The sequence below is a fragment of the Paraburkholderia sp. GAS82 genome, from assembly GCF_050436285.1.
Lineage (GTDB): Bacteria > Pseudomonadota > Gammaproteobacteria > Burkholderiales > Burkholderiaceae > Paraburkholderia > Paraburkholderia phenazinium_B.
Genome location: NZ_JBNDLX010000009.1, coordinates 1 through 25,685 on the forward strand (window position 1 = coordinate 1; position 25,685 = coordinate 25,685).

Annotated in this window: 25 protein-coding genes; 9 read left to right on the top strand and 16 right to left on the bottom strand. The window is 62.0% G+C overall.

All coding sequences use genetic code 11. The features are described from left to right. Positions 1-225 precede the first annotated feature (225 nt). The 6 genes from P3T17_RS26055 to P3T17_RS26080 all read right to left on the bottom strand — a co-directional run bounded on the left by P3T17_RS26055 (position 226) and on the right by P3T17_RS26080 (position 7,818). On the bottom strand, positions 226-876 hold the full coding sequence (locus P3T17_RS26055) for a hypothetical protein (protein ID WP_429409373.1): 651 nt from the start codon (positions 874-876) through the stop codon (positions 226-228). 5 nt (positions 877-881) lie between these two features. Next, a complete protein-coding gene (locus P3T17_RS26060) occupies positions 882-2,276 on the bottom strand; it encodes a selenium-binding family protein (protein WP_429409374.1) in 1,395 nt (464 codons plus the stop codon). Between the two features lie 277 nt (positions 2,277-2,553). Next, on the bottom strand, positions 2,554-2,811 hold the full coding sequence (locus tag P3T17_RS26065) for a GlsB/YeaQ/YmgE family stress response membrane protein (RefSeq protein ID WP_074268210.1): 258 nt from the start codon (positions 2,809-2,811) through the stop codon (positions 2,554-2,556). Positions 2,812-3,268: 457 nt separating this feature from the next. Continuing rightward, positions 3,269-3,976, bottom strand: a complete 708-nt coding sequence (locus P3T17_RS26070) for an MgtC/SapB family protein (RefSeq protein WP_074268211.1) — start codon at positions 3,974-3,976, stop codon at positions 3,269-3,271. Between the two features lie 115 nt (positions 3,977-4,091). Then, entirely contained in the window at positions 4,092-6,515 is a 2,424-nt protein-coding gene (locus P3T17_RS26075) for a TIM-barrel domain-containing protein (RefSeq protein ID WP_429409375.1), read from the bottom strand. A gap of 34 nt (positions 6,516-6,549) precedes the next feature. Continuing rightward, positions 6,550-7,818 (bottom strand): MFS transporter, encoded by a 1,269-nt coding sequence (locus P3T17_RS26080; RefSeq protein WP_429409376.1) that lies wholly within the window; start codon positions 7,816-7,818, stop codon positions 6,550-6,552. 730 nt (positions 7,819-8,548) lie between these two features. Between P3T17_RS26080 and P3T17_RS26085 the strand changes: the two genes are divergently transcribed. Continuing rightward, positions 8,549-9,052: a hypothetical protein gene (locus P3T17_RS26085; protein ID WP_429409377.1), complete on the top strand. Its 504-nt coding sequence runs from the start codon at positions 8,549-8,551 to the stop codon at positions 9,050-9,052. A gap of 84 nt (positions 9,053-9,136) precedes the next feature. On the opposite strand, the gene P3T17_RS26090 is transcribed toward P3T17_RS26085, so the two are convergent. Then, complete coding sequence (locus P3T17_RS26090) at positions 9,137-10,300, bottom strand: metallophosphoesterase (RefSeq protein ID WP_074268215.1); 1,164 nt, start codon at positions 10,298-10,300, stop codon at positions 9,137-9,139. A 198-nt stretch (positions 10,301-10,498) separates the two neighbouring features. On the opposite strand from P3T17_RS26090, the gene P3T17_RS26095 reads away from it, so the two are divergent. Further along, positions 10,499-11,089, top strand: a complete 591-nt coding sequence (locus P3T17_RS26095) for an alpha-ketoglutarate-dependent dioxygenase AlkB family protein (protein WP_074268216.1) — start codon at positions 10,499-10,501, stop codon at positions 11,087-11,089. A gap of 5 nt (positions 11,090-11,094) precedes the next feature. On the opposite strand, the gene P3T17_RS26100 is transcribed toward P3T17_RS26095, so the two are convergent. Next, positions 11,095-11,529 (bottom strand): universal stress protein, encoded by a 435-nt coding sequence (locus P3T17_RS26100; protein WP_429409378.1) that lies wholly within the window; start codon positions 11,527-11,529, stop codon positions 11,095-11,097. A gap of 349 nt (positions 11,530-11,878) precedes the next feature. Here P3T17_RS26100 and P3T17_RS26105 point away from each other — a divergent pair, with 349 nt between their 5' ends. The 4 genes from P3T17_RS26105 (at position 11,879) to yjfF (ending at position 16,724) form a co-directional block, all read left to right on the top strand. Next, positions 11,879-12,865, top strand: a complete 987-nt coding sequence (locus P3T17_RS26105; protein ID WP_074268218.1) for an ABC transporter substrate-binding protein — start codon at positions 11,879-11,881, stop codon at positions 12,863-12,865. 111 nt (positions 12,866-12,976) lie between these two features. After that, complete coding sequence (locus tag P3T17_RS26110) at positions 12,977-14,578, top strand: sugar ABC transporter ATP-binding protein (RefSeq protein WP_074268219.1); 1,602 nt, start codon at positions 12,977-12,979, stop codon at positions 14,576-14,578. After that, positions 14,575-15,606, top strand: a complete 1,032-nt coding sequence (locus tag P3T17_RS26115; protein WP_074268220.1) for an ABC transporter permease — start codon at positions 14,575-14,577, stop codon at positions 15,604-15,606. The genes P3T17_RS26110 and P3T17_RS26115 overlap by 4 nt, the downstream gene beginning before the upstream one ends. Continuing rightward, positions 15,603-16,724, top strand: a complete 1,122-nt coding sequence (gene yjfF / locus P3T17_RS26120; protein WP_074268221.1) for a galactofuranose ABC transporter, permease protein YjfF — start codon at positions 15,603-15,605, stop codon at positions 16,722-16,724. Before P3T17_RS26115 ends, yjfF begins: the two co-directional genes overlap by 4 nt. Positions 16,725-16,870: 146 nt before the next feature. Here the strand turns inward: yjfF and P3T17_RS26125 are convergent, their stop codons facing one another. Together P3T17_RS26125 and P3T17_RS26130 are read right to left on the bottom strand one after the other, a co-directional pair. Then, complete coding sequence (locus P3T17_RS26125; RefSeq protein WP_429409379.1) at positions 16,871-18,166, bottom strand: MFS transporter; 1,296 nt, start codon at positions 18,164-18,166, stop codon at positions 16,871-16,873. Positions 18,167-18,248: 82 nt separating this feature from the next. Beyond that, positions 18,249-19,022: a putative hydro-lyase gene (locus P3T17_RS26130; protein ID WP_429409666.1), complete on the bottom strand. Its 774-nt coding sequence runs from the start codon at positions 19,020-19,022 to the stop codon at positions 18,249-18,251. A 170-nt stretch (positions 19,023-19,192) separates the two neighbouring features. Between P3T17_RS26130 and P3T17_RS26135 the strand changes: the two genes are divergently transcribed. The 3 genes from P3T17_RS26135 (at position 19,193) to P3T17_RS26145 (ending at position 20,812) form a co-directional block, all read left to right on the top strand. Next, entirely contained in the window at positions 19,193-20,125 is a 933-nt protein-coding gene (locus tag P3T17_RS26135) for a LysR family transcriptional regulator (RefSeq protein ID WP_429409380.1), read from the top strand. 127 nt (positions 20,126-20,252) lie between these two features. After that, on the top strand, positions 20,253-20,498 hold the full coding sequence (locus P3T17_RS26140; protein ID WP_074268224.1) for an AbrB/MazE/SpoVT family DNA-binding domain-containing protein: 246 nt from the start codon (positions 20,253-20,255) through the stop codon (positions 20,496-20,498). Next, positions 20,492-20,812, top strand: a complete 321-nt coding sequence (locus P3T17_RS26145; protein ID WP_074268225.1) for a type II toxin-antitoxin system PemK/MazF family toxin — start codon at positions 20,492-20,494, stop codon at positions 20,810-20,812. Before P3T17_RS26140 ends, P3T17_RS26145 begins: the two co-directional genes overlap by 7 nt. Positions 20,813-20,913: 101 nt before the next feature. On the opposite strand, the gene mdcH is transcribed toward P3T17_RS26145, so the two are convergent. From mdcH to P3T17_RS26175, 6 genes are read right to left on the bottom strand one after another with little or no spacing between them, the layout of a single operon-like run. Beyond that, positions 20,914-21,861, bottom strand: coding sequence for a malonate decarboxylase subunit epsilon (mdcH, locus tag P3T17_RS26150; protein ID WP_429409381.1), 948 nt, complete (start codon positions 21,859-21,861; stop codon positions 20,914-20,916). Then, complete coding sequence (locus tag P3T17_RS26155) at positions 21,858-22,604, bottom strand: malonate decarboxylase holo-ACP synthase (RefSeq protein WP_429409382.1); 747 nt, start codon at positions 22,602-22,604, stop codon at positions 21,858-21,860. Before P3T17_RS26155 ends, mdcH begins: the two co-directional genes overlap by 4 nt. Then, on the bottom strand, positions 22,604-23,419 hold the full coding sequence (gene mdcE, locus P3T17_RS26160; RefSeq protein ID WP_074268228.1) for a biotin-independent malonate decarboxylase subunit gamma: 816 nt from the start codon (positions 23,417-23,419) through the stop codon (positions 22,604-22,606). The genes P3T17_RS26155 and mdcE overlap by 1 nt, the downstream gene beginning before the upstream one ends. Beyond that, positions 23,416-24,300 carry a biotin-independent malonate decarboxylase subunit beta gene (locus P3T17_RS26165; RefSeq protein WP_074268229.1) on the bottom strand — a complete coding sequence of 295 codons (885 nt, stop codon included), beginning with the start codon at positions 24,298-24,300 and terminating at the stop codon, positions 23,416-23,418. Before P3T17_RS26165 ends, mdcE begins: the two co-directional genes overlap by 4 nt. Continuing rightward, entirely contained in the window at positions 24,297-24,602 is a 306-nt protein-coding gene (locus P3T17_RS26170; protein ID WP_074268230.1) for a malonate decarboxylase subunit delta, read from the bottom strand. The genes P3T17_RS26165 and P3T17_RS26170 overlap by 4 nt, the downstream gene beginning before the upstream one ends. After that, the gene (locus P3T17_RS26175; protein WP_429409383.1) at positions 24,590-25,684 is read right to left on the bottom strand and encodes a triphosphoribosyl-dephospho-CoA synthase; all 1,095 of its coding nucleotides are present in this window, start codon (positions 25,682-25,684) and stop codon (positions 24,590-24,592) included. The genes P3T17_RS26170 and P3T17_RS26175 overlap by 13 nt, the downstream gene beginning before the upstream one ends. Position 25,685: the final 1 nt, after the last annotated feature.

Sequence of the window (25,685 nt, forward strand, 5' to 3'; positions counted from 1 at the left end):
GACCGTGAAACGACTCCACGCCGATGATAGTGCGGATTACCCGTGTGAAAGTAGGTAATCGTCAGGCTCCCTAGCAGAACCAGAAACCCCACCCCATCAAGGTGGGGTTTCTGCGTTTACGCGCGCAAATACGCTCGTCAAACCCCTCCACAGACCTCAAAGACCCAAGCACTCCGGCAGCGCTGGCAGAGTCGCTCACTGGCAGCGCCGCTTCATCCCGCCAAATCAAAGCGTCAACTGCATCACACCACATGCCGCCAACGTCCCTGTCCAGAGCAGATCGAAGTTGAGCCACTTGGTACGCAAACCGCCAACGCCAAAGTGGTCGAACACAGCCACAGCGATCACACCTGTAGTCACCAGCATCGCAGCACTATGCACGCCCAGGGCGATCGCCGCGATCGTCGCAGTGGGCCCGGGGCTGGAGATCACGGCGCCTGGCGCGTGAGCCAACGCGCCGCATATCGGCATCAGAGCCGGAATCAACATGAGTCCGGCACCGTGCGAACCTGCCATCACAAACGACCAGACCATCAGCCCGGCAAAGCCTGTCTGCATACCCACTCGCGGTCGCATGCGATGGCCTCGCAACGCATGCCACGCCGCCCAACCGATCAGCAAGACCCCACACACTCGGCTCAATACGGAATGATCGATGATCATGCCGAGCGACAACCCGGCCATCAGCATGCAGCCGGCGGCGAGCGCATGTCCGAGTGCGATTGGTATCAGCGAGAGCAAGACCACTCGCCGACTGCGTCGATACAGTCCAAGCGCGACAGCAAACAGCCAGCCCATCGCCGGGTTTATGCCGTGAAACGCGCCGAGCGCGGCAACCACGAACCATGTCCACCACGTCGACGTCGATGGATTCATGCCGTTCAGGGATAGCAGTACGAATCAGACGAACAGTCGCCGCCTTGCAGACGAATCTGATGCGGTCGATGTCCTTCCGGCCATTCCAGAAAGAACTCCTCATCGAACGACAGACCGCCATCCGGGCCTGCATCGAGCTTGACCATCCAGCCGTCGATACCATCGGGATAAAACTGCGGATCGACCGCACCGTACAGCGAGTTCGTAAAGTAGATCCGTTTGCCGTCGCGACTTACCTCGACCATTTGCGGACCGCCGCTGAGCGCACCGTTCGAGGCACCCGGGTGGGTCGCCCGCGAGACGATGCCGCCAATACGCACTTTCCCCGTAAGTTTCGGTGCGAACGGATCGGACACGTCGTATTGCAGCAGATCGCCCGTGCCCCAGCAGGACACGTAAAGAAAACGATCATCGAGCGAAAGATCGATGTCAGTCACAAGCGGCGGCACCGCGCCGAAGGACTTGAGGACTGGCGGAAGCAATGCGGGGTCAGCAGGCTCAGCGGGAATATCAATGATCTTGCGCACCGCCCACTTGTCCTTGTCGCGATACCACGTCCAGATGGACGAAGACAAATCCTTCAGACTGATCACGCAATTGACGAAACCATGCGCTTTGGTCGGATCGTGCGCCGGCCGCAATTCGAACACGAGTTGGTACTCCGGTCCGAAATCAATTTCCTGCAGATGTTTGCGGCGCGTGAAATCCCAAAAATGCAGACGGCGACCGTAACGCGCGCCGAGAAGCACCTCCGGAATCAAACCATTCTCGAACGTATCCGGTGTACCCCATTCGCTGGTGACGAGCGTGTCGTAGCCGAGGTGCCACCAGCCATCGTACGCGAGTTGCTGCGAGCCGCGGTCGACTTCCCAGCGTCCGAGTGGCTCAAAACTTTCCGGATCGAGCAGGAAGATTCCACCGGGTGCACCGCCCTCGGCGCTGCCGAGGGCGGTCACATAGATCCCACCCGGACCACAATGTACGGTGTGCGGACGGCTATAACCCGTCCGGCTCGCAATGGTGGCCGGCTCGATTGTCTTGACGATAGTCGGATGAAGCGGATCAGGCTTCGTATCGAGGATATAGATGCGCGACGAGCGTAACCCAGGCACAACCAGGTAACGCCGCTCCGTATGCGGATGTGGCGCGTTGGGGCAGAGGCACGAAGAGCATGCATTCCAGCCGAAATGATGCAGCTCGTCGCCGGCATGCGGCATGGCCAGATTGCCGACGATGCTGGCATAAGCCGGAGAGGCCGGATCGACATCGACCACTGCGATCTCATCCGGCCGGGTGCGATCAGGATCGAATGCGGCCACATAGGCGAGCTTTTCAGGGGGCGCCTCTGCGGCAAGGCGCGGTGAGGGATAAAAGCTCGGGTCCGGCTTCCAGATGCCCATGGTGCTCCTCCTCCGTATCAGTGCGACTCGGGACGACACAACTAGCCATCTTGAACTGTAGTTGGTTTAAGCCACGCTCAAAGCTCGATATGGAATAAGCAAATGCGCCGACGTTATGGGGCAAGGCGAGTTCGCACAACGCGCAATGCACAATGCGTCGTATGCGATCTGTGCGACGAAGTCGATCGCGAGAAGAAGGGGGACGTGATGAGAGCGCCGTAGCAGCGGTTTGATGCATTGCAAGTCAGGCGACCGAAGTCGCCCGACACGGCAAACGCTAGACTCCGCGCCGACTAAACAGGCGGACGATAAACAACAGAATGACCGCACCGATTACCGCTGTGATGATCGAGCCGATCCAGCCACCGCCAAGCGAGATGTGCAGGACGCCGGAAAGCCAACCGCCGATAAACGCGCCGACGATCCCGACGATGATGTCGACGATCAACCCGAAACCGCCGCCCTTGACGAGCACACCAGCTAGCCAGCCGGCGATCGCGCCAATGATGAGCCATGCAATGATGCCGTGTTCCATAATCAAGACTCCATGGTTGAGCGTGAAAAATTCACGGTGACAGAGCTTAGTCCAAGGGGGTGACGCAGTCCATATTCAGGATATGGATTTAACAATGTCTGAATGTATTGTGGCGGGATTGGCGAGGAGGCCGCCGCGGTGGCGGAACAGGGCGCATAGCCAGAATGGCTATGGCGCAAAGGCACGGTAAGACAACGCGCAGTCGCTCGGTTCATTTCGTTCTCGGTCTCGGGCTGCACAGACATACGGACCATCGATTCACACGACGCACTCTACTATCAATGCAACGCGGCGCCGGCCGATGCTTCGTCTACGGTTGTTATAGATGACGCCGTCGCCGGGCGCAAGGCGTGGACTACCACCCGCGGCCGGTGACGCCAGGTTGGGCGTTTGAAAGCGAAGCGGCGGCGCGGGCCGAACAGACGTTTAGGTGCCGGCTTCTACACAGCACGCGGCGCTACTCCGGCGCCGGTTCCGCTTCTTTCGCAATCCAGCTTACGCTCGAGACACTCGCTTCCATGCTGATGCGACTCGCCATCAATTCGAGCTTCGACTGATCCTTCGGATGCAGTTTCAGGTTAGCCGTGACGCGTATGCGACCAGGTTGCTCTGCCACGTCCTCGCTCGTCAGACTCTGAAACGACAGGGGCATGGAGTACATCGAGTTCGATAGCGCCGCGCGGATATGAACCTCATCCTCTTCGCGGCAGACCACGGTCAGTACGTACTCGCGCACGAGATCGGCATTTGAGACCGGCGTTGCGTTGATGGTGCGGCTAACTTCGCGTAACACGGTGTTGGTCAGCAGCACGATAGCTGTGCCGGCGAGTGCCGGGCCGAAATGTCCCGCACCGCACAACACGCCGACGGCCGCAGAACACCAGAGGGTCGCCGCCGTGTTGATGCCCTGGATGGATCCCTTGTCGCGCATGATCACGCCGCCGCCGAGGAAGCCGACGCCGGACACCACGTAAGCGGCGATCTGCGTGACACCAGCGGTGCCGTTGCCGGTCAGGACGCCCAACGAAACAAACAGACACGCCCCGCTCGCGACGAGGGTAATCGTGCGTAGACCGGCCGTACGTTGCCGCATCTGCCGTTCGATGCCGATTGCAACACCGCAGGAGAAGGCGGCGAGGAGCCGCCAGACAAATTCAAGCGTCATTGGATCAATAGTCGAGGCGTGCTCAAACGCGTAGTTTGAACCAGACGCGTGACAGCATCGCTAACAATACACGAGTTGCGATGCGTGTCTCCGTGCTATGCCTCGCGCAGGCAGATCAGGCCGTAGAAGCAGACAGATAGAGGACGAGTCGAGTCCACTGTGCACCGCGCACTTCGCTGCGAATCACACCTGTGGTGGCGACAATCCGCCGGCTATCGCCTGCAGGGATGAAGACATCCACGGAGTCGAAGGGCCGCGCCCATTGCCCTGTCCAGTTGACTGTCACGGCGAGCGTTGCCGCGTCACTTTCCACACTGACCTTCCAGCAACCGTATGCTCCGGTACGCCAGGCTTCCGATTCGCCATCGTCTTCATGACACTCGCCTTGCGCAATACCTGCGCCTTGACAGGGTGCCACCATAAAGCCGCGCAGATCGGCAGGTTGGGCGAAGTGTTGCTGCGCGACATTCAGCGGCACGACACTACCCTCGCGAATCAGCATGACGGGTTGATCCCACGGCGCGGGCAGGGTGATGTGCCGGCCGCCTTCGAATGCTTCACCGCTCCAGTACGAGATCCAACGTGCACCCGCCGGCAACCATACGTCACGTTCAGTTTTCGAGGGTTGGACAACCGGCGCACAGAGCAGCGATGTGCCGAGCAGCATATCGTCGCCATCGACGTAGCATTGCGGATCGTGCGGGAAATCCGCGAAGGTCGGGCGCAAGACGGGCTCGTAGTGTTGGGTCGACTGCCAAAGCAGGTGGTACAGATACGGCATCAGGCGGTAGCGCAGCTTGATCAGGTCCGAGACTTGACCGGTCGCCTCAGGATGCATCCATGGTTCGTTGACCGTACCATCGTCGTTCCACGAGTGGATGCTGAAACGCGGCATCAGGATTCCGAACTGAATCCAGCGAACAAACAGTTCTGCGTCAGGCGCCGGGCCTGAAAATCCGCCAATGTCATGCCCAATGTTCGACACACCCGAAAGCGCGAGTCCGAGCCCCATCTTGAGGTTGTAGCGCAGCGTTTCCCATGATGTGTAGTTGTCGCCCGACCACGTCTGAACGTAGCGGTGCATCCCCACACCGCCCGAGCGCGAAACGAGAAATGGCCGCTTTTCAGGCGCGAACGCGCGCTGGGCGTCGCGTGATGCGCGCATCATCAGCATGGTCTGCAGCACCTTCGCTTCGCGGGCCGGGTACGGCTTGCCGAAGCCGTGGGCGATGGCGTCCGTCGCCCAGATTTCAAATTCGTTGTTATCGTTCCACGTCGAAGCAATGCCGTAACGCAGCAGCGCGTCGGTCACGTGCGAGCGCCACCATGCAATCGTGTCAGGATTGGTGAAGTCCAGATACGCGCCGACTTCGTCCCAGAACTGTACCCACGCGGGTTCGCCGCTTCGCGCGCGAATCAGCAGGTCGTCGCGTGCAACCTGGTCGAACTCCGGGTGGTCGCGCAGCAGGCATGGCTTGATGTTGGCGCACAGGCGCACGCCTTCTTCCAGATAGCCCTGCACAAAGCCGTCTACGTCGGGGAATTTGTCGCGATTCCAGTTGAAGACGTAACGCTTCGGCCCGATCGACGTATAACCCGACGACAGGTGGAACGAGTCGCACAGGATATCGTGTTCGCGACAGCGCTCGATGAACTCGCCCATGCGCTGCTGCGCGTCGGGTGCGTCCGTATAGCTCATCGTCGACCCGGAGTAGCCGAGGCCCCATTTCGGCATCAGGGCAGGGCGGCCGGTCAGCCACGTGAAGCGGCGCACGGCTGCGAGCGGCGTTGCTGGCGAAGCGATGAAGTAGTAGTCGAGATCGCCGTGCTCCGCGATGAAGTGGCGATAGTGGCCGTGATAGTTGTCGAGCTCACGGCCCATGTCGAATGTGCAATCGGCGAGCGTGTCGTAGAAGAGGCCAAAGCCGAGCGCCGCTTCTCGCTGCCACGTGAGGTAGAAGGGGATGTGCTTGTAGAGCGGATCGGTCGTCTTCGCGCTGTAGCCCATCGCGTCGACGTTGACCATCTCATAGCGCTGATTGGCTCGGTCGAGCGAACCGGCGCGCTCGCCGAGCCCCAGATACATCTCGCCCGGTTCACGGCGTACGTAGTGATAGACGCGCTCGTCCCACCAGCCGAAATTGTAGGCCTGCGTCGCGCGGTCCTGCAGCACGCGCTGCCATTTTTCACCGCTACGCATGTCCCAGCTGCAATGGCCGCCTTGCAGCGCGACGGTGAGCCGGATTTGCGCGGTTTCGATGCACAGTTCTGTGTCGTCGGCACGCTGTCTGAAAGACGGCAATGTATAGCCCGAAAGATCGAGACGATCGCGGCCTTCGATGTCTACGTCGTCGAGTCCCGGTGCAATGGCCCAGGTACGCGGCCCGTGTGCCTTGCCATCGGGCAGCACGCGCACCCGCACGATATCCTCTTCGAGCACGAAGATTTCCATGACCGGCCCCGCCGCGCTCGTCAAGCGTACGAGGTTGCCCGACTGGGTGCAGGGTTTGAATACGGGCGGATTTAACAGCGACGTCATCGGACTTTCCTCTGGTTGAATCTGCGATGCCGCGTCAGGCATGCGCAAGCTTGCGTTCACGTTTCGACTGGCCGCGTATCAGCACGACAAGCAGCGTTGCGCCGATCAGATCGAACGCGCCGAGGCAGCCGAACAGGGGCCCGTAACCGACCGTGTCGGCCAGTGCGCCGACCACCAGCGAAAAGCTCAGGCCTCCTATCCAGGCCGCCATGCCGGCGAACCCGCTGGCAGTGCCGACCTCGTCGGAATCGAATACGTCGGCGCTCAGGGTGTTCACGAGCGCTGAGATCATCTGGTGCGCGAAACCGCCGACGCAGAATAATGCAATGGCCGTGTACGGCGATGCGACGAGGCCGATACAGGCCGGTCCGATCATCAGGAATGCGCCGAGAATCACACCCGCCACGCGCGACCAGATGAGCGGGACGCGGCAATACCGGATCAGGAACGGCGATAGATAACCGCCGAAGATGCCGCCGAGGTCGGCGGCCAGAAAGGGCAGCCACGCGAAGATCGCAATCTGCTTGAGGTCCATGTGACGTACCGTCACGAGATAAAGCGGGATCCAGAAGCTGAAAGTTTGCCAGGCCGGCTCGGCGAAGAAGCGCGGCAGTGCAATGGCCCAGAAGCGGCGCGAGCCGAGGATCTCACGCACAGGGCGCTGACTGGCCGGTGCGAACTGGGTCTGGCCCTCCTGGATCAACGCCAGCTCTTTTCGGGAGACGCGCGGGTGATCCGCGGGTGAACGATACAACGCGTACCAGAGCGCGGCCCAGACAAAACCGAACGCACCGGTTGCCATGAACGCAGCCTGCCAGCCAAAGCGGAGCGACAGAAAGATCACGACCGGCGGCGCGAGCAGGGCGCCCAGCGATGTGCCGGCGTTGAAATAGCCGACGGCGACTGACTTCTCCTTGTCAGGAAACCATTCTGCGACCGCTTTCATGCCGGCGGGAATCGCCGCCGCCTCGAACAGCCCAAGCGCGCCGCGCAGGGCGCCGAGCGACAGCCAGCCGGTGGCGAACCCGTGCAGGACGCCGGTGAGCGACCACAGCGCCGCAAACAGGGCAAAGCCAAGCCGCAAGCCAATCAGGTCGACGATCAGTCCACACACCGGCTGCATGATCGTGTAACCGATCTGGAACGCGCCGACGACATACGAATACTGTTGAGTGGTGAGCGCGAATACATGCTTCAACTCCGGCGCCAACACAGCCAATGAGTTGCGAGCCAGGTAATTCATGATCGTGCCGAGACAGACGAGCACGATGATCCACCAACGTAAGCCTTTGATTACTTTCAACGCTGTCTCCATCCTGTCATTTTTTGTCGCGACGCGGCGATCCGGTCGGTGTGTCAGCCCTTGGTTTGCCGCTGGGCTCAGCGGTCGATCTGATAGGTCATCACATGACTATCTGCCGTATTCGGCGACCAGAAAGACTGTTTATCCCGAAAAATGGGCAGGTTGCCGTTTTGAGGTACATAAGTCATATGACAACCGATGTCGATGTCGCTTAGTCGTATCGTATGTTCGTAAACGAGCGCCGTCAAGCATCCCGCTGTTCGTTTGAACGCGAAATGAACAGTCTGACTGTTCGGGCCTGATTCGAGTCCGCCCTGGCGCGACTTCCGTACGTCAGACTGGAGTCGCCCCGCTGACGGAGACCACGTGGCCGGCCTTCTCACGTCAGCTCAGCGGCGCTTTTGCGCCAGATTTGCCCTCGCGCTGCAAAACCGCTGGCTCGAAAGCTGGTCTGCGTATTCCCGTCATCCTCGACTTCAATCCAGCTAAACCGTCTTTCCATCCCAAATTAAATGTGGAGTCCGAAGCTTGACAGGGCTCATCCCAGAAAACAGACTGGCCCGTGCTTTGAATCAGGTCGTGCAGCCCCTGCGCCAGATCGCATACGGCAGCCAGGTCCGGCGTCCTCCTGCATAACCCGGCGTGAGCGCCCCCGTTGATCGGGGTTGTGCTCCTTGCGCGCCTGCCCGCGGCCTGATTCTCTTTTCGTTATTACCTGATTGAGGATTGCATGAACAAGAAAACCCTTGGCATCGTTGCCGGCGCATTGATCGCAGCAGCACCGCTTGTTTCATCGGCGGCCGAAGCGTTGCCCGCGGCTTTCGAAGGCAACAGCGTGTTGCAGGCCGACGGCGTGGTGAAGGGTGTCGACCAGGTACGGCACGCCGTTACCGTGGTCGACGCGCATGGCGGCGAAGCATCCTTCACGGTCACGGATACCAGCAATCTTGCCCAGATCCATCCGGGCAGCAAGGTCCATGTCCGGATGATCCGTAGCGCGCTCGTGAGCCCGTCGCATGGCGCGCTTGCGGCACAGTCGCCGCAGAACCTCACGGCCGAGGTGGTGGCGTTCGACCGCGCTTCAGGTGTGGTCGAATTGAGGGGACCTAATGGCGACGTGTTCCACATCCAGAGCCATGATCCGATGAAGGTTGCAAACCTGCAGCCGGGGATGCACGTTGACGTGGCGTACGCGCCGCAAGTGAGCGTCGCAGTGGCGCCTGCGGCGCAGTAAAACGTCGTCTGTGAGGCTGGCGTAGTTACTTGGGTAAGGGGTTCACACGCGGAGCACCTGAAAGAGCGCTCCGCGTATTTCATTTCAGCTCGGCTCGCCCGGCACCAACCGTAGCCTCGTGATCTCCGAAGGCGCTCCGAGGCGCTTCGGCGGGCCCCAATAGCCGGTACCGCGGCTCGTATAAACCCACAACCCATTGAGCCGCGCGAGCCCTGCCGTAAACGGCTGCTGCAGGCGCACGAAGAAGTTCCACGGGAAAATCTGTCCGCCGTGCGTGTGTCCCGACAACTGCAGGGTAAAACCAGCTTCGGCAGCGGCTTCCGCCGAACGCGGCTGATGCGCGAGCAGCACTTTGATCAGCACGTCGCCAGGAGCGCCTGCGAGCGCGGCAGCGGGATCGCTGTGATGGGCAGGGTCGAAATGGCCCGCGGAATAGTCAGTCACGCCTGCAATCACCGCGCGGGCGCCTTCGTGCTCCACCACCACGTGCTCGTTGAGCAGCACATGCAAGCCAAGCCGGCGAAACTCGTCGATCCACGCGTCGGCGCCGGCGTAATACTCATGATTGCCCGTGACCAGAAACGCTCCGTGGCGCGCGCTCAGACGCGACAGCGGCCGCGTGTGGTCGCGCAACTGCGGCACGCCGCCGTCCACGACATCGCCGGTTACCGCGATCAGGTCAGGCTTCAGGCGGTTGACTGCGTCGACGATCGCATCCACGTAACGGCGCTTGATGGTTGGGCCAACGTGTATATCGCTGATCTGGACGATCGTGAAGCCGTCGAGCGCTTGCGGCAAATCGTCGATCGGGACATCGATCGTGACGACGCGTGCCCGCCTGCGCGCATTGAAAAAGCCGACTGCCGTGGACAGCAACGCCAGCAGCGGCACCGCCGCAGCGGAATCCATGCGCAAGCGCGCCAGTGGGATGGTGTGCGGCCAGATGGCATCGACAGTCAGCAGCGACGCCAGCACGAGATCACGCGCGAAGGTCAGCACCAGCAACGAGGAGAAAAAGCCCATCGCCAGCAAGCCGGCCCAGGCGAGCCGGTCGCCGAGAGGCTGACGTTTGATGGTCCGTGCCAGCATGCCGAGCGGTATGAGCAGGACGGATAGCACGAGCCAGAGTGCCGCAAGCCAGCGGCCGGCGTTTCCCACCGGCAGGTCGGGAATGACCCGGAAGCCGACGTAAATGTGCAGCAGGACGCCAATGCCAATAATGCGAAAAAGGAACGATAAGCGGCGCATAGGAAGGGGGTAAGGCGAATCGGGTGCCGGACGTACGCGCAAACTTGCTGGCGCGTGCGGAGAAGGTGTTCGCCGGCAAGGCAGATCATTCTACCGACATGTCGTCACGCCTGCCGACGGCGCCCAAGCCTTTTTGAATTGCGTGTGCGGTAAGCTATTCTAAGGGGGCGCGGGACCGCGCATGTTATCTCCCATTCCATGAACGATCTGTTCGACGACCTTCCCAAGCCCGACGTTGACTGGTATCCCGACTGGCTCTCGCCCGAAGCTGCGGGCCGCGCCTTGACGCAATTGATCGACGAGGTTGCGTGGAAGCAGGAATCGATGGGCACGCCAGCGGGACGCGTGGCTCTGCCGCGACTCACCGCCTGGCAGGGGGAGGCGGACGCGGTGTACGTTTACTCCGGCATTCGCAATGTGCCGCAAGCGTGGACGCCGATGGTGGCCGAGTTGAAGGCAAGCGCCGAAACGACCAGCGGATGCCGTTTCAATAGCGTGCTGATCAATCGTTACCGCAGCGGAATGGACAGCATGGGCTGGCACGCGGACCACGAACCTGAATTGGGCGCGCAACCGGTAATTGCGTCGGTGAGTCTTGGCGTGGCCCGGACCTTCGATTTGCGCCACAACAAGACGGCGGTCGTGCAGTCGTTTCAGCTCAAAGGCGGCAGCCTGCTCGTCATGCGCGGAAACACTCAGGCGGAGTGGCGCCATCGGGTGCCGAAAGAACCGCGTATCAGCGGCGAACGGATCAATCTGACGTTTCGCTGGGTGACGTCGCGCCGCTAGAGCGGCTAGTTCACTGCGGTGACCGGTATCCTGGAAACCCTCACCAGACGGTCCATCACGCTACGGTTGATGATCCGCGCAGCAGCGTGGAACAGGTCTCTGCGCGGCGCTGCGACGACGATCTCGTCGCAGCCGTATTGTTCTGCACAACTTGCGATAGTCGGCACCAGCGGGCCGACCCTGATTTCTACGGAATACTTAACGCCTGCGTCGTCGAGAATGCGTTTGGCGCGGCTCAGCGCGGCCTCGCCGTCGGAACCTTCGAGTGTGCGCAGCTTCGAGAGGGAATAAAAGGCTTCAAGACGCGTCGATTCGAGCGAGGGCTGCACGTTGACCAGCACGATCTCGGACGCACATCGCTCGTTGTAGAGGAACGCAGCGTGCCGCACGGCCTGTAGCGAGCGCGCCGAGCGGCTTACGGGTACCAGAAGTTTCAGCATGATCGGTTGTCCATCAGATGACCGTTGGATCTGACTGCAGACGTGCAGCAGGATCGACTAAAGCGTAGCGGCAGCCGCGTACCGGGCGTCTAAAGAATGCCCGTGAGCACATAAAAATCGCATCAAAAAATCGTGCCGAAGCGCGAACCAAGGCCGGGCTGGGGCACCATCAGGGTATGCCCGAATACGTAGTCTGATTGGCATCGCTATACCAAAATTGGTATCGAGTGTGCAAATCATATGATTGGACGCGTGTCACGCCAGCCACTACGCTTTAACACGATCCCCTGCCGCAGCCTTGCTGCAGGCGGCTACGGATCGCCAGCACAACAACGATCAGGAGACAGACATGGCGAATTCACGGCGCGTGGTATGTCGTGCGTTGGGCGCGCTTGCACTCACGGCAGGCACCGGGACATTGAGCCTCGTGGCGCGCAGCGCATATGCCCAGGACAAGACCATCACCCTCGGTTTTGCGCAGGTCGGCGCCGAGAGCGCATGGCGCACGGCGAATACCGAATCGATCAAATCGGCAGCAGCCGATGCAAAGATCAACCTCAAGTTCTCGGACGCCCAGCAGAAGCAGGAAAACCAGATCAAGGCAATGCGCTCGTATATCGCGCAGAAAGTCGATGTGATCGCGTTCTCACCGGTGGTGGAGTCGGGCTGGGAGCCTATCCTGCTCGAAGCGAAGGCCGCCAAAATTCCGGTGATCCTGACCGACCGCAACATCGACGTGAAGGACACGTCGCTCTACGTCACCATGATCGGTTCCGACTTCATGGAAGAGGGGCGGCGTGGCGGTCACTGGCTTGAAGACAACTTCAAAAGCAATCCCGGGCCCATCAATATCGCGGAACTGCAGGGAACGGTCGGATCGGCGCCGGCGAATGATCGCCATTCTGGTCTCATCGAGGTGATCAAGAACGACCCGAAATTCAAGATCATCGCCTCGCAAAGCGGCGACTTCACCTTGGCCGGCGGTAAGCAGGTCATGGAAGCCTTTATAAAAACTTATGGAAATAAAATAAATGTAGTTTATGCGCATAACGACGACATGGCGCTCGGCGCCATCCAGGCGATGGAAGAGGCCGGCCTGCATCCCGGCAAGGACATCACCGTCGTCTCATTCGACGCGACCAAGGGCGGCTTCCAGGCAATGGCCGCGGGCAAGATGAACGTCGATGTGGAATGCAGCCCGTTGCTGGGACCGCAACTGATGTCGGCGGTGAAGGACGTGGTGGCCGGCAAGCCTTTGCCCAAGCGGATCCTGACGCAGGAAACGGTGTTCCCGATGAGCGTCGCGGCGCAGACGTTGCCGACCCGCAAGTACTGAACCGGGGCGCTGACGGCGTGACTCAGACATAACAAGTTTCTCCAGCGGTGCCTGGCCGTCCTGCTGCGTTCCACAGCAGACGGCCTCTTTTCCACCCATCGAGCGAGGTCTATGGCCCACCCGACTCCCGACTCCCCGGAACCCGTCCGCAGCCACGGCCCGGCGTTGGCGCAGCATGCCGACGCGACCGCCCAGGCGGGCGAGATTGAGCCAATTCTGGCAACGAAGGGCGTCACCAAGACGTTTCCCGGCGTGAAGGCGTTGCAGAACGTCGATTTCCGCCTGTTCCCCGGTGAAGTTCACACACTGATGGGGCAGAACGGCGCCGGCAAATCCACTTTGATCAACGTTCTGACGGGCGTGGTTGCGCCCGACGCGGGCGTCGTACATCTAGGCGGTCAGGCAGTGGCTTTTGCGTCTCCGCAGGAGGCTGAGGCAGCCGGCGTGCGAACGCTCTATCAGGAAGTGAATCTGTGCCCGAATTTATCGGTGGCGGAAAACGTGTTTGCGGGCCGCCAGCCGAAACGCTTCGGCGCGATCGACTGGCGCGAAATCCGGCGTCGCGCGCAGGCGGCATTGGAGCGCCTCGATGTTTCGCTGGACGTGACCAAGTCGCTCGATGCCTATCCCATCGCGGTGCAACAGATGGTGGCCATCGCGCGGGCGATTTCGGTCGACGCGCGCGTGCTGATCCTCGACGAGCCGACCTCGAGCCTCGATGACAGCGAAGTCGCGCAGCTTTTCAAAATACTTCGGCATCTTAAGCAATCGGGCATTGCGATCCTGTTCGTGACGCACTTTCTCGAGCAGACCTACGCGATTTCCGATCGCATCACCGTGATGCGCAATGGCGAGCGAGAGGGCGAGTACCTGGCACGCGATCTGTCGGCGGACCAACTGGTCGCGAAGATGGTCGGACACGAGCGTATGAGCACGCGACTGCGGGAAGCGGCGCACGAAGCGCCGGCAGAGAAAGAGGCGGTGCAGCCGTTCGTCGAGTTGCGCGGAGTGGGGCGTCGCGGGAGCATGCAGCCGGTCGACCTCGACGTGCAACCGGGGCAGATTCTCGGTCTCGCCGGCCTGCTCGGCTCGGGACGTACCGAAACCGCGCGCCTGCTGTTCGGCGCTGACCGCGCCGATAGCGGCACAATTAACGTGGGCGGTCGCGCCGTGCGCTTGCGTTCGCCTCACGACGCCGTGGCGCTCGGTATTGGTTATTGCCCGGAAGACCGCAAGAAGGAGGGCATCGTCGCCGAACTGTCGATTCGCGAGAACATTTTGCTGGCACTGCAGGCACGGCGCGGGTGGTTCCGCAAGATCAGCGGACAGCGGGCGCGTGAGCTGGCTGACTTGTGGATCGAGCGCCTGGGCATCAAGGCATCGGACGCCGAGCAGCCCATTGGCCTGCTCTCCGGCGGCAACCAGCAAAAGGCGCTGCTTGCGCGATGGCTCGCCACCGAACCGAAGCTGTTGATTCTCGACGAGCCAACGCGAGGTATCGACGTCGCCGCGAAGTTCGACATCATGGACCGCATGTTGGCGTTATGCGCCAGCGGTCTCGCGATCCTGTTCATTTCATCGGAGGTCAGCGAGGTGCTGCGGGTGAGTCATCGGGTAGCCGTGCTGCGCGATCGCCGCAAGATTGCGGAGGTGGCGGGTAACGCGTCGAATGAGGACAACATCTATCGGCTGATTGCGGGGAGCGGCGAATGAAGATATCGAACTGGTTCACCCGCGATGGCGCTGAGCGTCCGCTGATCTGGCCGTGTGTCACCCTCGTGCTGCTTTTCGTGCTGGATTTGTGGGTCAATCCGCATTTTCTGTCGCTGCGTGTTCTTGACGGACATCTGTTCGGCGCGCCCATCGATATCCTGAATCGTGCCGCGCCGCTCGCACTGGTGGCCACAGGCATGACACTGGTGATCGCCACACGCGGCATCGATATTTCCGTGGGCGCTGTGGTGGCGATTGCCGGTGCGGCAGCGGCCACGATCCTGGCGACGCAGCCGTTTCCGAGCGCAGGGCTGATTGGCGAGGCACTGGGTGCTGCGCTTGTCGTCGGCGTGTTGAGTGGCATGTGGAACGGCATGCTGGTGTCGTTCGTCGGCATGCAGCCGATTATTGCCACCTTGATCCTGATGGTGGCTGGGCGTGGGGTCGCGCAGTTGCTGACCGGCGGCCAGATTATTCCGATCGGCGCGCCGGGCTATCTGTTCGTCGGTGGCGGCTATCTGTTGGGCGTGCCGTTTTCCGTGTGGATCGCGACCGTCGCGGTGCTGGCGACCGCGTTGCTGATCGAAGGTACGGCGTTGGGACTGTTTATTCGCGCAATCGGCGTGAATCCGGTCGCGACCCGGCTGGTAGGACTGCGATCGAAAGCGATCGTGTTTGCCGTGTACGCCTTCTCGGGGCTTACGGCGGCGGTGGCGGGCATCCTGATCAGCTCGAACGTTCGCAGTGCCGACGGTAACAACGCTGGCTTGTTGCTCGAACTCGACGCGATTCTGGCGGTGACACTGGGCGGCACTTCGCTGCTCGGTGGCCGCTTCAGCCTTGCGGGCACCGTGCTGGGCGCGCTGATCATTCAGACACTGACCTACACCACCTATTCGATCGGCGTGCCGCCCGAGGCGACACTCGTCGTCAAGGCGGTAGTGGTGCTGGCGGTCAGCGTGATCCAGTCGCCCTCGGCGCGCGCGCTGGTAATGTCTCTGTTCACCCAGCGCGGGGTGGCGCGATGAAACGGCTAGTCGATATCTGGGCCCGTATCTTCGATCCGCGCACGTTGCCTATCGCTGTCACGATCCTGCTGTTCTGCGCGCTGTTTGGCTTTGGTTCGGTGATGTACACCGGCTTTTTTTCGCTGCAAGTGCTGCTCGATCTGCTGATCGACAATGCGTTCCTGCTGATCGTCGCGATCGGTATGACCTTTGTGATCATCTCGGGCGGGATCGACCTGTCGGTGGGCTCGGTGGTTGCGCTTACAACGATTGTCGAAGCGGTGCTGGCGGAACGCTTCCACCTTCCGGTCGTGGTCATTCTTGCCATCGTGCTGCTGATGGGCGCGGTATTCGGCGCCGTGCAGGGGGCGCTGATTCACTTCTTCCGTTTGCAACCGTTCATCGTGACGCTGGCCGGCATGTTCTTCGCGCGTGGTCTGTGCTTCCTGATCACGACGCAGTCGATCACCATCACGGATCCGAGCTTCAAGGCAATCTCGGCGTACCGGCTGCAAATCGGCACCGGCTCGGTGAGCGCCAATGTGCTGATCGCACTGGTGACCCTCGTCGCGGCGATCTTCGTGGCCCATTACACGCGCTTCGGCCGCAATGTTTACGCGGTGGGCGGCAATCCGCGTTCAGCACTGCTGATGGGGTTGCCTGTGGCGCGCACGCGGATCGGTGTCTATGCGCTGAGCGGATTCTGCTCGGCGCTCGGCGGCGCGGTCTTCACGTTCTATGTGCTGTCGGGCTACGGACTCCAGGGACAAGGCATGGAACTCGACGCGATTGCGGCAACCGTGATCGGCGGCACCTTGCTGACCGGCGGGGTCGGCTATGTGATCGGTTCCTTGTTCGGCGTCGGGATACTCGGCACGATCCAGACGCTCATCACTTTCGATGGCACGCTGAGTTCCTGGTGGACCCGTATCGTGATCGGCGCGCTGTTGTGCGCGTTCTGCCTGCTGCAGCGGCTGATCGAGCGGCATGCGCGTTCGGTCCGGCGGCCTGGTGGCACCGCGGGCGCGGTGGTGGCGCCGTCTCGTGAACGATCGCGACAGGACCCGGGCGCTACCGACTCGCACGCGGCCGGCCGCGTGGCGCGCGCGTCGCAGGAAGGTCTGGGCAAGGCGCTGTGACGTTGATGGCGCGGTACTGTGCTGCGCCTGCCCCGGCTTCCGGCTCGACCGGCGTATCCAGTGTGAAAAGTGGCACGGCGCGGCACGTGTCCCGACTAGCAGCTGCGAGCCGTTGCTAGCCGGGACACAAATGAGCGCGAGAAATCTCAAGACTGCAGTTGACGCCCCCTGGTTTCAGGCAACGTGAGCGCAGCAAGAATCACCACCCCGTAAGCGGCGGCCGCAAACACTCCGATAGCGTGCCCGAGCGTCATGCTTTGCGACACATAGCCGATCAAAAACGGAAACGTCGCGCCGACCGCTCGCCCAAAGTTGTAGCAGAAGCCTTGCCCCGAGCCGCGGATCCTGGTCGGAAAGAGCTCGGTCAGAAACGCCCCCATGCCGGAGAAAATCCCGGATGCGCAGAAGCCCAACGGAAAGCCGAGCGCCAGCATGGAGAGGTTGTCGAGTGGCAGGCGTGTGTACATCAAGGCGATGCCCACCGAAGCCAGCGCGAAGGCGATAAAAGCCCGCTTGCGGCCGATCGCATCACTGATATACGCGCCCGCCAGATACCCGCAATAGGAGCCGGCGATCACGACGCCCAGATAACTGCCGGTGCCGATCACGCTCAGATGGCGTTCGGTCTTCAGATACGTCGGCAGCCAGGTCGTTACAGCGTAGTAGCCCCCTTGTACGCCTGTTGCAAGGATCGAAGCACGCAAAGTAGTCCAGACGATGTCCGCACGAAAGATGTCGAGCAGGGACGGCCGCGACTGTGCATCGGCTTCGATCTGCTTCTGTTGCCGATGCACCTCCGGCTCTTCGACGAAGCGGCGAATCCAGATGACAAACGGCGCCGGCGCAATACCAATCGCAAACAGGACGCGCCAGGCGTAGTCCGCGGGGACAAGCGAGAACACCAGCGTGAAGAGCAAGGTGGACAGTCCCCAGCCGATTGCCCAGCCGGCCTGCACGAGGCCGACCGCCTTGCCGCGGTCGCGTGGCCGGATTACTTCGCCGATCAGCACCGCCCCCGCCGTCCATTCGCCGCCGAAGCCAAGCCCCATCAGGCCGCGCGCCCACAATAGCTGCGAGAAGTTCTGCGCCAGCGCACACGCCAAAGTAAAGATCGCAAACCAGAGGATCGTGATTTGCAGCGTCTTGACCCTTCCGATGCGGTCCGACAACACGCCTGCCGCCCAGCCACCGATCGCCGAACTGAGCAACGTCACCGTGCCGATCAGACCTGCCGCGCCGCGCGTAATACCCCAGCTTGCGATCAACGTAGGAATCACGAAGCTCAGAAACTGCGTATCCATGGCATCGAGCACGTAGCCGATCTTGCAGCTCCAGAACGCGCGCTTCTCGCTCGCGGAGATCGTTCGATACCACGAGAACGGACCTTTGGTGCGTTCATCGTAATGGCCAGTCTCGGCCGGCAACGGCGCTTTGCTTTCCATGCTTAACCTCCGGATCGTAGTCAGTGCCGTGTCTGGTTGCGCGGGCTTGTATTGAATGAGAAGACGCTGGCGCAGCGCACGCTCAGAGAATGGCGAGCCGTGCGTTGGGGATATCGGTGATCAGCATGTGGCCTGGTTTGTGTGCGATCGCGAACGGCAAACGTGCGCTTTCAATGGCCGCCTGTGGTGTCACACCGCAGGCCCAGAACACCGGCAACTCGTCGCTGTGGATATCGACTGCATCGCCGAAATCCGGTCGCGACAGATCGCGGATACCGATCAACGACGGATCGCCCAGATGCACCGGTGCCCCATGCACGCCTGGAAAGCGGCTCGTGATCTGGATGGCGCGAATCGCGTCGGCAGCCTTCATCGGACGCATTGACACCACGCGGCGACCGCCGAACACACCGGCCGGCACATTCGCTTCGCTGGTGCGGTACATCGGCACATTGCGTTTCTGCTCGATATGTCGCAACCCGATGCCTTCGCGCTTGAGCATTTCCTCGAACGAAAAAGAACAGCCAATCGCAAACACCACCAGGTCGTCGCGCCACAGTTCGTTCAGGCTGCGCACTTCCTCGGCGCGTTCGCCGTGACGGTAGACGTAGAAGGCCGGCACATCATTGCGGACGTCGAGATCGGCACCGAGCGCAGGCACGCGCCATTCGCCGGGTTCGCCCATACCGAGCAATGGACACGCTTTTGGATTGAATGTGCAGAAGCGCAGGAAATCGTCTGCATATTGACGCGGCAGGATCGCGAGATTGGCTTGCGCAAAATCGCCGCAATAGCCGGCAGTCGGCCCGGCGATGCGGCGGCTACGCACCTGCTGGCGGAATTCGGACGGGGTGATGGTCATAAACAAAGCTCGCTTCGGATAACGGATGCGAATTAGAGTAGTCGCGCCGAAAATATCCCTCTAGCGAGATTTTTTTGCTTTTCGTTAAATTAAACTTAACGGTGGAGAAGTGACTTCGTGCCATTCTCTTCTGCTATTTCCTCGCTTCCGCCCGAGATGCTGCCGTGAATACACGTTTTGTGGAAACCTTTCTGACGCTCGCGCGCCTTGGCAGTTTTCGCGCCACGGCCACTGCGATGCACGCGACACCCGCTGCGATCTCATTGCGCATCAAGACACTCGAGGCGGAATTAGGCGTCGAGTTGATCGAGCGTAGCGCTACGGAGTTCCAATTGACGCCTGACGGCGAGCGGCTGCTCACTCACGCGCGTTCTGTCGTGCAGGCGACGCGTTCGCTGCAACTCGCCGCACAGGACGACGCGCAAATCGCAACGCGACTGCGCCTTGGTGTGATCGAAACGGTCGTGCATAGCTGGCTGCCTGACTATGTGCGCATGCTGAACGACGAACACAGCGGCATCGTGGTCGACCTGACCGTCGACGTGAGTGCGGTGCTGGCGCCCCGGTTGCGCGCCGGCGAACTGGACCTCGTGTTGCAAGTGGAGGGCGACGGCGACCCCTCTGTGATTTCGACCGCGCTGGCGAGCTATCCAGTGCGTTGGATCGCGAGGCGCGACCTGATCCCGGCAAGCCGCACTAAGCACGTTCAAACCGTGCTGCGCAAACCGGTGCTGACTTTTGGCCGAGGCACTGCGCCGCAGATTGCGGTCGAGGGCATCGTCAGCGCATTGGCGCGACGGGCGGGTGTGCCGCTGGAAGAAACCAACGTCACGTGCATGCCCTCGGTGGCCGTCATCGTGCAGTTGCTGCGAGACGGCTATGGCGTGGCGGCCGTGCCGGCGCTGTTTGTCGAACCTTTGCTGCAGACTGGCGAGCTGGGTGAGCTTCAGGTGCGCCCGCTGCCTCCGCCTATCGTCGTGGCTATGTGTTATCGCGACGATGCTGCCGTAGGCGTGCTGGCGGCAGCGCGGGTAGCGCGTAACGCGTGCGACGCATACGCCAATACGATGGGGCGGCAGTTGATCCAGCGACGCTAACGTAGCGCGCCATGGGCGCATGGTAGTGCGTTTTGGCCTATGCCATTTGCCGTGCTATCATGTAATTACATTGTGTTTACTTTCATCAGTTTACCCCGTAGCATTTCACTTCAGTTCAGGTGACGCCATGAAGACGACAATCCGCAGAATGGGCAACTCCCATGGCGTACTGATTCCGAAACCTATCTTGACCCAATTGGGACTGGAGGACGAAGTGGATATGCAAATAGAAGGGAACACATTAGTGTTGCGGCGCCCGCAGAGCGCCCGTGCGGGTTGGGCAGAGGCAAGCCGGTCGGTGGCGGCCGCCGGGAGCGACGAGCTCGTGATGGGTGAGTTTCCGAACGCGGACGACGCGGGGCTTGTGTGGTAGCGCGCGGCGAAGTCTGGCTGGTCGCGCTCGATCCTACGATAGGCAGTGAGATTCAGAAAACGCGACCGTGCGTTGTCGTCTCGCCACCGGAGTTGCACGATCATTTGCGCACCGTCATCGTTGCGCCCATGACCACCGCGGGCAAAGCAGCGCCGTTTCGCGTGCCGCTGACTTTCTTGCGCAAGAAGGGTTTGATTCTGCTTGACCAGATCCGAACGGTCGACAAGACGCGGTTGATAAAAAAGGCAGGGGCTGTATCGGATCTCGCGTTGTCCAACGCGCTGTCGACGCTGCAGGAAATCTTCGCTGAGTGAGACGGCGCTAGGGTAGTGCAGCGTTGCAACGGACATAGCTGCTCTTGACGTGTTGCAATCTTTCGCGTCCGCGCTGTGACGAGCTGCTGCAGCAGTTTCGTTTAACGTGCGCCCGAGACAGACGTAACGCGTCGACGCACGGTCGCCACCCACTGGTCCGGCGAAATACTGCTCAAAGCGATCGCCTTCGCTTGCGGCCACTGTTCACGAACAATGTCAGTTAACACCTGACCGGGCGGAGCTTCAACCACCACCTGCGCACCCATTTCAAGCATCACCGTCAGCGCGTCGAACCAGCGCACGGTGTAACGCATATTCGTCGCGAGATCGTCGCGGATTGCCTCCGCGGTATGCAACGGCCGGCCACCTCGATTGCCCACGTAGACACTTTTTGGTGCCTGAAACGGCACATTCCGTGCGTAGTCGACCAATGCATCGGCGGCTTCCCCGAGCAATTCGCAATGCGAAGGAACGCTCACCGCCAGACGTGTTGCTTTGCGCGCACCGGCGGCAAGTGCGCGTTCAATCAGGGCATCGAGTGCGGCGTCCGCGCCAGCCATAACGATCTGTCTGGGCGCATTGACATTGCCAATATAGACCTGCGGCAGGCCGTCCTTCGTCTGATTTGCTGCGAGAGTTTCCAATTGCCGTTCGGTCAGACCGGAGATAGCGGCGAGTCCGTAGCCTGACGGATAGGCGGTCTCCATCAACTCGGCCCGCTTGTGAACCATGCGCAGCGCGTCGGGAAACGCAAGCGCGCCGCAACTGACCGCGGCGGCATAAGCGCCTACGGAAAGACCGGCGCTGATATCGGGGGACAATTGTGCGTCGGCCAGCATGCGAGCGGCGGCAACGCCTGCCACTACGAGTCCCACCTGAACCGCCACAGTGGAGCGTAGCGCATCGGGTGTGTCGAGCGTTAGCACATCGATGCCTAGCACCTGTGAAGCTTCATCGATCGTCGCGGTGACGACAGGGTGCTGCGGCAATCGATGCAGGAAGCCTGCCGATTGCGCACCTTGGCCGGGGAACTGATAGGCGAGCGTCATGCTTGCGGAGGCGGCACCGCCCACGGATCGCTAACCAACCGCGGCCCTTGAGCATGGCGCACCATCACACGTACCTTGCCGGCCGCCCACTCCGCGAGAGCAATTCCACCCAAGGGAGTTTCCAGCTGGACATCGACGCGTATTCCAGCGCGCCGCGCGAACGATTCGAGTTCGCTCAGCAGTTGCGCGGCACGCTCGCGCGAGAGTTTCTGTGCCGTACGGATCAACAGGTCGAGATCGCTCGTAGCTGTGACAGTGGGCGTGCCGGTAGCAAGCTCGAAGCCAGCGCTTCCGGTGGGTCCCCAGGAGAATGCGCGCAACGATTGCGCTTCGTCACGCACGCTGTAAAGCATCGCGAACGCGGGTAGCGCAAGACGTTCCATATCAAGCTGGGAACTCGCACCCAGGAGATCTTCGGGGGAGATCACGGCCTCGATATCGTCGGCCTGCGCCCATGTACCGTACCGTTGCGCGCGACCGTTACCGCGCATTCCAACCGCGATGAAACCGGGCGCGGCCGACGCGCGTCTGACCACCGCAAAAGGCGCGTGCGCGAAGGCGGGGCGAACCCAGTCCGGTTCGCCATCGTATGAGGGCAAGCGCCGCAGGCGCAGCAGGTCGTGTGGCCGCCAGCGCGTATCGGAAGGGTGTCGTGCAGTGGCGCCATCCACCCCGCCAGAGGCCGCCGCACCAACCTGCGCGGCAAACGCAGTATCAAACGGCGGTGCCGCGCACGTCCGCATTACGCTGCGTCCCACTGTTCCGTCAGCCGCCGCCGCACTTCGATCGAAGCCGCACGGTTCTGCTTCGCAGCATCCGATTGCAGTCTGTGTGACAGACCGCGGACGTCGTCGCGCGCGCTACGGATCGAATTGCTCAGCACCTGACGCACCTGATCGATCTGCGCGTCGCTCGGCGTATCGGCGTCGACGCCTTTGATCAGTTCGTCGAGCAGACCGAGTTTGGCGAACGAAGCCATCGAATATGACATCGGCACGATCGTTTCGCCCAATGCTTCGAGGGCTTCGACCGTACGGCGCGTGACGCGGGCAGCCGCTTCCTTGCCCATCGCGTGCACCATCGTGCCGGGTGCATCGAGTGCGACGATCCGGTTGGCCTGGTAGCCGTGCGCGAGGAACGCGCCCGACATGGCCGGTCCGACAATCAGCGCGACCACAGGATGACCGGCGTCGCGTGCCGAGGCGTAAGCATCGACCGCCGACGCACAGGCAAGATGAAGCCCCAGCGTCTCTTCCCGGTAGCCATAGGCCTGGCTCTTGACATCGACGATCGCGACGATAGGCCGGCGCGTGCCGCTTTGCGCATCGTCGGCGATCGCCTTGCGCACCGCGCGGGCGAGCTTCCAACCTTGTTCGAGGCCGACGACGTTATCGGTAGCACGCGGAAAGCGGTTCTGCGGGTCGGGCACCACGGCAAAAAAGTGCGCGGTTTCGTTGCCGAGCGCAGCGGTGCCGCCCCACACCGGAGCGGGGCTGGACGGTTCGCCAGCGAGCGCCCGGAACCAGCGGGCCCCGCGGGTCAGTGAGGTATCGTTCACGCTTCCTCCTTCGAGGACTGAATTGCGGTGTTCGCATGAAACACGGTCCGCATGGTTTCGGGGGTGACGTTGGCCGGATCGACCTCCGCGAGCCGCGCGAGATAGGTGTCGACCTGTTCGCTACGATGCGCGGCCGGTACGCCCAGTTCGAAGGCGCGCTGCACGGCGGCGCGCACGGCATCGGGGTCATCCTCGACGAGCGCATCTGCGAAGCCCGTCAAAGCCCGCTGCTCGCCGCCGATCAACTGCCACACATGACGGCGGTCGCTGGAATCGAGTTCCTCGATACCGGCTTCCTGCTCGATCACTTCGGGTCCGTTCATCCCAAGCCGTCCTTGCTTCGTGACGACCAGATAGGAGCACAGCGCGGCTGCGAGCGACATGCCGCCGAAGCAACCCACCATCCCCGTGATGACGCCGACCACCGGCACATGCCGGCGCAGCGCGACGATCGCCGCCTGCATCTCGGCGATCACGGCGAGGCCCAGATTGGCTTCCTGCAGGCGCACGCCGCCGGTTTCGAACAGCACCACGGGGCGCACCGGTTTGCCGCGTTCGCAGTCACGCAACGCGAGTTCGAGCGCCGCGGCGATCTTGCTGCCTGACACCTCGCCGATGCTGCCGCCTTGAAACGCCGACTCGATCGCGGCCACCACGGCGGGTTCGCCGTCGATCGTACCGCGTGCGATCACACAGCCGTCGTCGGCCTGGCAGACGATGCCTTGCAGCGGCAGCCACGGCGACTCGATCCGGTCGAACGGTCCTAGCAGTTCGCGAAACGTGCCGGCGTCGAGCAACGCACGGGCGCGCTCGCGTGCGGACAGTTCGATGAAGCTGTCGTGCAGCACGGGCGCTGCTTGAGGAGTGGCAACGGTGCTCATGCTTCACCTCCCTGTTCTGCTTCTTCGACCGCTTCGGCGAGCCGCAACGCCACCACGCCGGGCGTCGCGCCGAAGTCGTTGATCTCGATCTGCGCAGCGCCGTCGTAGCGCGTGAAGAAGCGGTCGAGCACGCTCTTCCAGATATGTCCGTAGCCGTCGACGCTGGTGCGCACGATCACGTGCGCAGTCATTGCGGAGGCTGGCGACAACAGCACTTCGAGGTCGCCTGAGCCGACTACGCCGACGTGCGCGCGGGCCGTCACGGCGCGTTGCGCCGGATAATCGAAGGTCAGATTTTCCATGAGGATTGGCTCCCGCCGGTGCTGTGATGCACCAGCTTGTCGATGAAAAGGGTGGCGGCGAGCAGATCGGCTGCGCCGCCGGGGGATGCATTGAGCGTGAGCAGCGCGCGGTCGAGCTCATAAAGCGCGGCCCGACCCGCGACGCTGGCGCTGCCGCCGAGTTCGAGCACCCGGCGCGCGCCTTGCTGGCCGGCGCGCAATCCGGGCAGGCCGGCGCGATGCAACAGGCACGTGTCGTCGAGCGAGGTCATGATCGTTAGCAGTGCGTCAAGCCGCGCTGATTCTTCGCTCACGCCATTGGCGCGGGCTGCCAGCAGCGCGGGAAGACCGATTGCCATGACGTGTGGAAAGCCATCCTGCGCTTCGCGACGAGCACCGCCCACCTGGTAGCGTTGGCGCGCACGCTCGCCGTTGCTATCGGCAATTGCGGCGAAGCGATCGGGAAAGCAGGCGATCTGCGCGGCAAGCTTGCAGACTTTTACCGCATGCGAGACCCGGGTCGCTGCGGGCGCGTGTGCGTGGCAGTGACCTTCGGAGTTCGAATGAATTGAATCGCTCGCATGGTTTGTAGCGGCTTGCGCGTCGCGTTGCGCAAGTGCTGCGCCCGCGACCAGCAGTCCGACGATCCAGATGGCGCCACGATGCGCATTGCTGCCGCCGGTGGCCCGCATCATCTCGCGTTCTCCAGCGCGGCCGATCTGCGCCAATTCTGCGCGCAAGGTAGCGGATGGCACGCTGTGCCGCGCGGCGCGCGCAAGCGCAACGAAAGTCGGCTCGAGTGCATGAGCGGAGCGCAGCATGATGTCCAGATCGAGATCGCGGTGCGCGCCGCTGCCGCGCTGATCCACCAGCGCGGGCTTGGGCGTCAGTTGCGCCTCTTCGATCAGCGCAGTGACGGCTAGCTGCGCCAACAGTGCGTCGGCCTCAAAGCTGCCTGAAACACTTTCCGGTGTACGGAGTGATGGCGCCGTCGCGCGTGTTGTGCGCGTACCGACCGGCGACGCTTCAGTCCCGGACAGAAGCCGGCCAGAATCGCTCGAGATTCGCGCCGCCGTCACCGGCATTACCGCAGGCGTAGCCATG

Excerpts from the sequence above, each read along its gene's own strand:
- P3T17_RS26055 (WP_429409373.1), bottom strand. The coding sequence starts at position 876 with ATGAATCCATCGACGTCGACGTGGTGGACATGGTTCGTGGTTGCCGCG.
- P3T17_RS26060 (WP_429409374.1), bottom strand. The coding sequence starts at position 2,276 with ATGGGCATCTGGAAGCCGGACCCGAGCTTTTATCCCTCACCGCGCCTT.
- P3T17_RS26065 (WP_074268210.1), bottom strand. The coding sequence starts at position 2,811 with ATGGAACACGGCATCATTGCATGGCTCATCATTGGCGCGATCGCCGGC.
- P3T17_RS26070 (WP_074268211.1), bottom strand. The coding sequence starts at position 3,976 with ATGACGCTTGAATTTGTCTGGCGGCTCCTCGCCGCCTTCTCCTGCGGT.
- P3T17_RS26075 (WP_429409375.1), bottom strand. The coding sequence starts at position 6,515 with ATGACGTCGCTGTTAAATCCGCCCGTATTCAAACCCTGCACCCAGTCG.
- P3T17_RS26085 (WP_429409377.1), top strand. The coding sequence starts at position 8,549 with ATGAACAAGAAAACCCTTGGCATCGTTGCCGGCGCATTGATCGCAGCA.
- P3T17_RS26090 (WP_074268215.1), bottom strand. The coding sequence starts at position 10,300 with ATGCGCCGCTTATCGTTCCTTTTTCGCATTATTGGCATTGGCGTCCTG.
- P3T17_RS26095 (WP_074268216.1), top strand. The coding sequence starts at position 10,499 with ATGAACGATCTGTTCGACGACCTTCCCAAGCCCGACGTTGACTGGTAT.
- P3T17_RS26100 (WP_429409378.1), bottom strand. The coding sequence starts at position 11,529 with ATGCTGAAACTTCTGGTACCCGTAAGCCGCTCGGCGCGCTCGCTACAG.
- P3T17_RS26105 (WP_074268218.1), top strand. The coding sequence starts at position 11,879 with ATGGCGAATTCACGGCGCGTGGTATGTCGTGCGTTGGGCGCGCTTGCA.
- P3T17_RS26110 (WP_074268219.1), top strand. The coding sequence starts at position 12,977 with ATGGCCCACCCGACTCCCGACTCCCCGGAACCCGTCCGCAGCCACGGC.
- P3T17_RS26115 (WP_074268220.1), top strand. The coding sequence starts at position 14,575 with ATGAAGATATCGAACTGGTTCACCCGCGATGGCGCTGAGCGTCCGCTG.
- yjfF (WP_074268221.1), top strand. The coding sequence starts at position 15,603 with ATGAAACGGCTAGTCGATATCTGGGCCCGTATCTTCGATCCGCGCACG.
- P3T17_RS26125 (WP_429409379.1), bottom strand. The coding sequence starts at position 18,166 with ATGGAAAGCAAAGCGCCGTTGCCGGCCGAGACTGGCCATTACGATGAA.
- P3T17_RS26140 (WP_074268224.1), top strand. The coding sequence starts at position 20,253 with ATGAAGACGACAATCCGCAGAATGGGCAACTCCCATGGCGTACTGATT.
- mdcH (WP_429409381.1), bottom strand. The coding sequence starts at position 21,861 with ATGACGCTCGCCTATCAGTTCCCCGGCCAAGGTGCGCAATCGGCAGGC.
- P3T17_RS26155 (WP_429409382.1), bottom strand. The coding sequence starts at position 22,604 with ATGCGGACGTGCGCGGCACCGCCGTTTGATACTGCGTTTGCCGCGCAG.
- P3T17_RS26165 (WP_074268229.1), bottom strand. The coding sequence starts at position 24,300 with ATGAGCACCGTTGCCACTCCTCAAGCAGCGCCCGTGCTGCACGACAGC.
- P3T17_RS26170 (WP_074268230.1), bottom strand. The coding sequence starts at position 24,602 with ATGGAAAATCTGACCTTCGATTATCCGGCGCAACGCGCCGTGACGGCC.
- P3T17_RS26175 (WP_429409383.1), bottom strand. The coding sequence starts at position 25,684 with ATGGCTACGCCTGCGGTAATGCCGGTGACGGCGGCGCGAATCTCGAGC.